Annotated in this window: 6 protein-coding genes; 2 read left to right on the plus strand and 4 right to left on the minus strand. The window is 71.9% G+C overall.

Annotation, left to right across the window (positions count from 1 at the left end):
- Positions 1–24: 24 nt before the first annotated feature.
- From ACZ4SA_RS34015 to ACZ4SA_RS34030, 4 genes are all read right to left on the minus strand, one after another.
- The gene (locus ACZ4SA_RS34015; protein ID WP_468281834.1) at positions 25–1,059 is read right to left on the minus strand and encodes a hypothetical protein; all 1,035 of its coding nucleotides are present in this window, start codon (positions 1,057–1,059) and stop codon (positions 25–27) included.
- A 261-nt stretch (positions 1,060–1,320) separates the two neighbouring features.
- Positions 1,321–2,244 (minus strand): N-acetylneuraminate synthase family protein, encoded by a 924-nt coding sequence (locus ACZ4SA_RS34020; RefSeq protein ID WP_468281836.1) that lies wholly within the window; start codon positions 2,242–2,244, stop codon positions 1,321–1,323.
- 35 nt (positions 2,245–2,279) lie between these two features.
- Positions 2,280–3,560, minus strand: a complete 1,281-nt coding sequence (locus ACZ4SA_RS34025) for a cytidylyltransferase domain-containing protein (protein ID WP_468281838.1) — start codon at positions 3,558–3,560, stop codon at positions 2,280–2,282.
- 47 nt (positions 3,561–3,607) lie between these two features.
- On the minus strand, positions 3,608–4,924 hold the full coding sequence (locus tag ACZ4SA_RS34030; protein ID WP_468281840.1) for a DUF6716 putative glycosyltransferase: 1,317 nt from the start codon (positions 4,922–4,924) through the stop codon (positions 3,608–3,610).
- Between the two features lie 187 nt (positions 4,925–5,111).
- Here ACZ4SA_RS34030 and ACZ4SA_RS34035 point away from each other — a divergent pair, with 187 nt between their 5' ends.
- Together ACZ4SA_RS34035 and ACZ4SA_RS34040 are read left to right on the plus strand one after the other, a co-directional pair.
- Positions 5,112–6,095 (plus strand): glycosyltransferase family 2 protein, encoded by a 984-nt coding sequence (locus ACZ4SA_RS34035; RefSeq protein ID WP_468281842.1) that lies wholly within the window; start codon positions 5,112–5,114, stop codon positions 6,093–6,095.
- Positions 6,095–7,429, plus strand: coding sequence for an alpha-2,8-polysialyltransferase family protein (locus ACZ4SA_RS34040; protein WP_468281844.1), 1,335 nt, complete (start codon positions 6,095–6,097; stop codon positions 7,427–7,429). The genes ACZ4SA_RS34035 and ACZ4SA_RS34040 overlap by 1 nt, the downstream gene beginning before the upstream one ends.
- Positions 7,430–7,664 lie beyond the last annotated feature (235 nt).

Raw genomic sequence — 7,664 nt, forward strand, 5'->3', positions numbered from 1 at the left:
GTCGTCCGCTCACTTCCGCCTCCTTCAAGCGGGCGCGGGCAGCCGTTGCACATCGCGGGCCGTGCCCGTGACCCCGGCCAGGAAGCCCTGGGCGCGGGGCGAAGCGTTCTCCTTGAGCCATTCGGGTGCGATGTCGCACACGGCCACCTTGATTCCCGTGCCCGCCAGGGCGAGCGGCAAGGTGTGGACGACGGTCGAGGGGAAGCTCAGGACCGTTGCGCCGATCGGGCCGCGCCGGGCGATCAGCTCCAGCGGCAGATCCGGGCGGACCACCTCGAGGCCCGTCTCCGCGGCCAGCCGGTGCAGTTTGTCCGTGCTCTCGCGGCGGTGCGCGAAGTAGCGGGTCGCGCCGTGGGTGCGGGCCAGGGACGAGACGGCCTCCAGGTACTGCCCCAGGTCGACGACCCCGGTTTCCACCAGGGAGGTCCCGACCATGTCCGCGCTCTTGGTGATCGTCGGCGGACCGAAGCGGGCCCGGGTCCACGCGAAGTCGTTTGGCGTGACCGTGATTCCCTGTGCCGGCTCGACGGGCATCGAGGTGAAGACCTCGACCGACCGAGCTTTGGAGGGGGTGAGCCGGCGCCTGGCCAGGAAGGTCACCGGCGCGAGCACCAGCTCGCGCGGGCCGCGGCGGCCGCCGCGCCGGTGCCAGCGCACCAGCTGTTCCCCGCGGGTGACCTGCGCGACGAACTCCATGGTCGCCGTGCCGTCGTCCACCACGGTCACGTTCTTCCGGCCGACGAGGGTCAGCAGGAGCTGGACGTACCGGGAGAACGGGTCTCCTATGACGATGCGCTCGGCGCGGCGCAGCATGGGGCCGAGCTCGCGCACCGTGCGCAGCGGCGCGCCCATCCCGCCGCGGGCCTCCTGCCAGCGGACGGCGAAACCCTCGCCGCGGGCCAGCTCCGCCATCCGGCGCAGCTGGCCACGCGACATGGGGTCCGTGGGCGACAGCACGACCAGGGTCAGGCCGTCGGGCCCGGGTGCGTTCGGCGCGGCGTGGGCCCACTCCAGGACGTTCAGGAGCTGGACCGGGCTCTCGACGAAGGCGAGATTCATCGGTTGTCACCTCGTGATGCCGGGCCGGCGTACAGCCGGGGTCGTCGACGGCCCCGCGCGGGGCCGTCCGTGGTTGCTGCCGACCGCGGGGGCCGGCCTACGCGGGAGCCGGAGCACCCGTGGCCGGGCCCCGGGCGCGCGGCGGACCGGACCGTGACCGGGGCGTCGTGCCGCCGCTGCGGCGCGGTCTCCGCGCGGAGCGCGCACACGCGCCGGGGGTGTCCCCCGATGCGGCGGCGCGGCAGGGCGGCGTGGCCGTGGTCAGACCGCGGCCGGCTCACGGTCGCCCGCCTCGGCGACGACGCCCGCGACGCGCCGCAGCTTCTTCATGGGCGCGAGCTCGGAGTCGTAGACCTTCTTGACGCCGTCGCCGAGGGCTTCCTCGATGGTGCGGATGTCGCGGACCAGGCGGGTGAGGCCCTGCGGCTCGACGGAGGCGGCCTGGTCGGAGCCCCACATGGCGCGGTCGAGGGTGATGTGGCGCTCGACGAAGGCGGCGCCGAGGGCGACGGCGGCGAGGCTGGTCTGCAGACCGGTCTCGTGGCCGGAGTAGCCGATCGGGACATTCGGGTACTCCGCCATCAGCGTGTTGATGACCCGCAGGTTGAGCTCCTCGGCCTTGGCCGGGTAGGTCGACGTGGCGTGGCAGAGCAGGATGTTGTCGCTGCCGAGGACCTCTACGGCGTGACGGATCTGCTTCGGGGTCGACATGCCGGTGGAGAGGATGACCGTCTTGCCGGTGGCCCGCAGGGCGCGCAGCAGCTCGTCGTCGGTGAGCGAGGCGGAGGCCACCTTGTGGGCCGGGACGTCGAACTTCTCGAGGAAGGCGACGGCCTCGGTGTCCCACGGGGAGGCGAACCAGTCGATGCCGCGCTTCTTGCAGTGCTCGTCGATCTGGCGGTACTCGTCCTCGCCGAACTCGACGCGGTGACGGTAGTCGATGTACGTCATCCGGCCCCAGGGGGTGTCGCGCTCGATGTCCCACTGGTCGCGCGGGGTGCAGATCTCCGGGGTGCGCTTCTGGAACTTGACCGCGTCGCAGCCGGCCTCGGCGGCGGCGTCGATCAGGGCGAAGGCGTTGTCCAGGTCACCGTTGTGGTTGATGCCGATCTCGCCGGTGATGTAGACGGGGTGGCCGGGGCCCGCGGTCTTGTTGCCGAGGGTGCGGAGGCGGGACGTGCTCATGGGGGTGGTTCCTTACTTCTTGGGGGACTTGGTGATCAGTGGGTGGTGGCAGGGGTGTCGGGGAGGGTGAGCGTCGGGCCGAGGAGCCAGGCGGCGATCTCTCGGATCGCTCCCTCGCCGCCGGGCGTGGCAGTGACGGCACGGGCGGCGGCGCGTACGGAGTCGTGCGCACTCGCGACGGCCACGGGCCAGCCGACGAGGTGGAAGCACGGCAGGTCGTTGACGTCGTTGCCGACGTAAAGCACCCGCTCGGGGGCGAGCCCCCGCTCCTCGCACCACTGCTTGAGCGCGAGGTCCTTGCGGTCGATGCCGTGCAGGACGGGGATCTTGAGCTTGCGTGCGCGGGCGGCGACGACCGGGTTCTGCTCGGTGGACAGGATCAGCAGGTCCAGGCCGGCCTTGCGCAGGTGGGCGACGCCGAGTCCGTCGCCGCGGTGGACGGAGACGATCTCGCGTCCGTCGGCGTCGATGAGGACCCGGTCGTCGGTCTGGGTGCCGTCGAAGTCGAGGACGACGGCGTCGATGTCCTCGCGGGCGGGCAGCGCGGCGGTGTCGAGCAGCGGTGCCAGCGCGCGGGCGCGGGCGAGATCGTGCGGGTCGTCGACCTCGAGGACGCGTGCCGGGTCGGTCCGTACGAGTGCCGTACGGCCGAAGAACCGGTGGCCCGCCTCGCGGAAGCCGGTCGCGGACATGGCGTACGCGGCACCGGTCTCCAGGAAGTCCTGGGGGCGGTCCTGCCGGCGGGGCCGGAAGGAGGAGTCGTGGTTGACGCCGTAGCCGGTACCGGTGTCCGAGGCGGTCCCGACGAGTACGGAGGTGCCGCCGCCGGCCTGCTCCGCGCTGCCCTCCGGTGCCTCGGATGCTTCGTCGGCCCCGTCGGTCTCCCGCCACACGAAGCCGTGGAAGGGCGCCACGGTCACGGCGCTGTCGGCGCCGTCCAGGGCGACGGCGCGGGCGACGCCCTCGATGTCCTCACGGGCGATGAAGGGGCTGGTGCACTGGACGAGCAGGACCACGTCGACGGGTGCGCCGTGCACGGCCTCGTGCGCGTCCATGGCGTGCAGGACGGCCGCCTCGCTGGTGGCGGTGTCCCCGGCGATGGCGGCGGGCCGCTGCACGACCTCGGCGCCGGCGCCGCGGGCGACGGCGGCGATCTGCGGGTCGTCGGTGGAGACGGCGACGTGGGTGACCAGCGGGGCGTCGAGGCAGGCGCGGACGGCCCGCGCGACGAGCGGTACGCCGCCCACCGCGGCCAGGTTCTTGGCCGGGACGCCCTTCGATCCGCCACGGGCGGGGATCACGGCGAGAACGGTCATCGGTGGCTCCTGAGCAGAGGGTTCGAGGGGGGTCGCGGCCATGGCGGTCACAGCTCGCCCATCCGGCGGATGACAGGGGCGACGCGCTGCACGCCGTGGCGGTAGGCGCCGCGCGCGGCCCCGCGCACCGCGTCGCGCACCACTCGCCGTACGCCGGTGACCTCGGCCTTCGGCACCGCGCCGGCCAGTGGTGTTCCGTCGGGGGCGAGGTGGTGGCGGGCGAGGAGGGCAGGCAGGTACCCGGGCGCGGTGGTGGGCGTGTAGTACGGCGCGAGCGGCGGCAGCCCGGGCCCCAGCAGCAGTTCGGCGACCCGCGTGCGGGCCTCGTCGAAGGCGCTGTCGTACGAGCCGTCGGCGGCGACGCCCTGGCGTGACAGCCAGTCGCTGTCGGGGGTGGGGCGGTGGCCGCCGTCGAGCTGGTCCCAGGACGCGAGCAGGCCCGAGCCGAGGAAGTGGTGGTTGCCGAGCGCCTCGCGCACCCCGAGGTCGGTGAGGACGGCGGTGGGGATGCGGCGGTGCAGGGCTTCGAGTGCGGCGGTGGACGACACGGTGACCAGGAGGTCGGTGCGGTCCAGCACCTCACCCATGTGCCCGTACACCAGACGGAAGTTGGGCGGCAGCCCGCCGGGAAGCCTGTCGGCGAGCTTCTGGTACGGGAGCTCTTCGAGGTGGGTCGTGTGCTCGCCCGGCTTGGAGCGGAGCTTGAGCAGCACCTCGCGGCGGGGGTGCAGCCGTGCGTGCTCGACGAGCCTGCGCAGCAGGTACGTACGGTCGGCGCGCGTTTCCGGCACGGACGGCTGGACGGCGAAGACGACGGTGTCGCGGCCGTCCTCCGCCCGGTAGGGCGTGCCGCCGAGGAACGGCAGCGCGGCCTCGGTGACGGCGCCCGTGTCGGCGCCCACTCCCTCGTACACGGCGCGGAAACGGTCCGCGTCGTGGCGGGAGTTGGCGAGGACGACGTCCGCGCCGTGGCGCAGCAGCAGTCCGTCGGAGAGCTTCTCGTAGACGACACCGACGTAGCCGGTGACGACGACGGGCCGGCGCTCCAGGCCGAGTGCGGCGAGTCCGTGCAGCATGGCCTGGACGCCGCCGCCGACCAGGGCGAGCACGACGACGTCGTACTGCTCGTCCTGCATCGCCCGCAGGAACTCGTTCCCCGTCACCTCGCGCAGGTCGTCGGCGCGCACGCCCACTTCCGCGAGCTGGCGGGCCGTGGGTGTGGCCCGGCCGCGCAGCAGGAAGCCGCTCAGCTCGACGGAGGTACTCGGTGCGATGCGGCGCGCGGTGAGCGCGCCCCATTTCCACCGGGTGTCGGAGTCGGCGAGTACGGCGACCCGTACGGCCTCGCTGGTACTTGTTGGCACGTCGAGGACGTTAGGAAGGCATTTCGTTTCGCGGCCCAACTGAGCTGCAACAAAGGGTTAACAGCGGGTCTACGGACGGGGTGGCAGGCCGATGAACGAACCGGTTAACAGATTCGATGCCCGCCGTTCACCTGTCATCTTCCCGTGCGTCGATGCGAATGCCGGGGGCGCGCCTAGCCTCACGCAGGTGGTTAAGCTCTCCGTCATCGTGCCGTTCTACAACGTGCAGACATATGCCCCCGACACCCTGCGAAGTCTGAAGGCGAATGCCCGTGCCGACTTCGAATTCGTTCTCGTCGACGACTGTTCGACGGACGGAACTCCGGAGATCCTGCAGCGGGCGGAGCGGGAGCTTCCGGGCGCGGTCCTGATCAGACACGAGCAGAACGGCGGGCTGGCGACCGCCCGCAACACCGGCCTCGACGCCGCGAACGGTGAGTACCTCACCTTCCTCGACGGCGACGACTGGCTGGCGCCCGGCCACTACGAGCGCCTGCTGGCCGCGATGGAGGACCTCGGCTGCGACTTCGTGCGGACCGACCATGTGCAGTGCACGGGACGGGCCCGCACGGTCCACCGGGTGCCGTTCGGCCGGCGCGGCGAGGTGCTGCGACCACGCGACGCGATCCTGCCCGCCGACCGCTCCACCGCGGTCGACTACCCGTACGCCTGGGCCGGGATGTACCACCGGCGGCTCGTGGACCGCGGACTGCTGCACTTCACGCACGGGCTGCGCACCGCGGAGGACCGGCCCTGGATCTGGCGGCTGCACCGGGAGGCGGATTCATTCGCCGTGATCAGCCGGCTGGGCATCTTCTACCGGCGCGGAGTCGCCTCTTCGCTCACTCAGATCGGCGACATCAGGCAGCTCGATTTCATCAAGGCATTCGACCAGGTCATCGAGGAAACGGCGAGCGACGCGGAATCGGAAAAACTGCTGCCAAAGGCCGTCCGCACATACTGTGCCCTCATTTCCCATCACCTGGGATCCATCGAAAGGTACGAACCGGCCGTGGCACGGAAATTGCGCACGATGAGCGCGGCCGCGCTGAAGCGCATGCCGCAGGACGTGCTGAAGGACGCGCTCGACTCGATGGACGCCGAGCGTGCGTCCCGGCTGCGCAAGGTGCGCAGGCGCCCCGTCCCTCTGTCCGCGGAGGCGGCAGCCTGATGGCTACGACCCAGATCTTCTTCGCCTCCTCCCTTTTCGGCGCCGCCACGCTGGCCGCCGCGATCGACACCGGCGGCTTCGCCACCGCCGACCGCCGGCTGCTGCTGGTGTCCAACAACGCGGTCACACCGGAGACGACCCCGTCCCTGGACCAGATGCCCGGCTTCGAGCAGCTGCGCGGCCGCTTCGATGAGGTGCTCTCGTGGAACGAGACCATCTCCCCCTTCCACCCGGGTGGTTGGGCGCCGCGGAGCGACGACATCCCGCTGTGGCAGCGTTATCTGCGCCGGCTGTGGGACCTCGGCGACGACCGGATCGAGCTGGCCGTCGAGTCCATCCAGGTCAACCCGGCGCTGGCGATCGCGCAGCTCTTCCCCGACGCGGCACTCGACGTGTACGCGGACGGCCTGATGAGCTACGGCCCCACCCGCAACAAGATCGACCCGCTGGTCGGCGAGCGGGTGCGGCGACTGCTGCACCTGGACCTGGTGCCGGGCCTGAAGCCGCTGCTGCTCGCGGAGTTCGGGGTCGAGCCGCAGCTCGTGCCGACCGAGGCCTTCGTGAAGGTCGTCGCCGAACTCTCCGACACCGTGCCGGACGCCTGCGAGGGCGTCGCCGAAGGCCCGGCGCTGCTGCTCGGCCAGTACCTCGCGGCACTGGACATCATCACGGCCGAGGAGGAAGAAGCCCTGCACGTCAGCATGCTGGCGGGCGCGGCCGCCCTCGGCCACCGCCGGATCGTGTTCAAACCGCACCCGACGGCCCCGGCTTCCTGGGCGCGGACGCTGGAACGCGAGGCCGAGAAGCTGGGTGTCGAACTGACCGTCCTGGAGAGGCCGCTGCTGGCGGAGGTGCTGTTCAGGCAGCTGCGTCCGGCCCTGGTGGCGGGCTGCTTCTCCACGGCGCTGTTCACCGCGGGCGCCTTCTACGGCACGCCCGTCGCCAAGGTCGGCACGGAGCCCCTCCTTGACCGGCTCAGCCCGTACCAGAACAGCAACCGGGTGCCGGTGACACTCGCCGACGCGCTGCTGCCGGACCTGGCGGCGGGCGAGGCGGGAGCGCCCGCGGACGCCGACGAGCAGCTCGCCGGGCTGATCGGCGCGGTCGGTTTCGCGATGCAGCCGCAGCTGCGTCCGGATCTGCGTCCGGTGGCGGAACGCTGGCTCGCCGGCAGCCTCGACGCGCACACCGCACGCTACTTCAAGCGCCGCCGCCTGACGATCCTCGGCCTCCCGGGCGGCCTGCCGGTCCCGCGCGGCAAGGCGATACGGCGCGTGGTGCGGCGCGGGCGACGGCTGAGGCGGGTCCTGAAGCGGGTGGCGGCGCTGGGGTGACGAGGGGCGGGGCCGCTGCGCGGGGTGTTTTCCCCTACCCTCCCCTTCCCGAAACCGGGCTCCGCGGGGCTGACTTGTCAGCCCGTCCGGCGATTGAGGACGTCGCGCGGAGCGCGGTACCGGGTCCTGGGGGGGGGCCCCAGCCACCAGGAAGTAGGGGGGGGGGTAAGAGGGGGGGGGGGGGTGGGAGACCCACAAGAAAGCCACAATTCCGACAAGCAGCAACCAAACAAAA

Source organism: Streptomyces sp. NPDC027962 (assembly GCF_055566095.1).

Bases quoted from the DNA above. Each gene is read 5' to 3' on its own strand.
- ACZ4SA_RS34015 (WP_468281834.1), bottom strand. From the start codon at position 1,059: ATGAATCTCGCCTTCGTCGAGAGCCCGGTCCAGCTCCTGAACGTCCTG.
- ACZ4SA_RS34020 (WP_468281836.1), bottom strand. From the start codon at position 2,244: ATGAGCACGTCCCGCCTCCGCACCCTCGGCAACAAGACCGCGGGCCCC.
- ACZ4SA_RS34025 (WP_468281838.1), bottom strand. From the start codon at position 3,560: ATGACCGTTCTCGCCGTGATCCCCGCCCGTGGCGGATCGAAGGGCGTC.
- ACZ4SA_RS34040 (WP_468281844.1), top strand. From the start codon at position 6,095: ATGGCTACGACCCAGATCTTCTTCGCCTCCTCCCTTTTCGGCGCCGCC.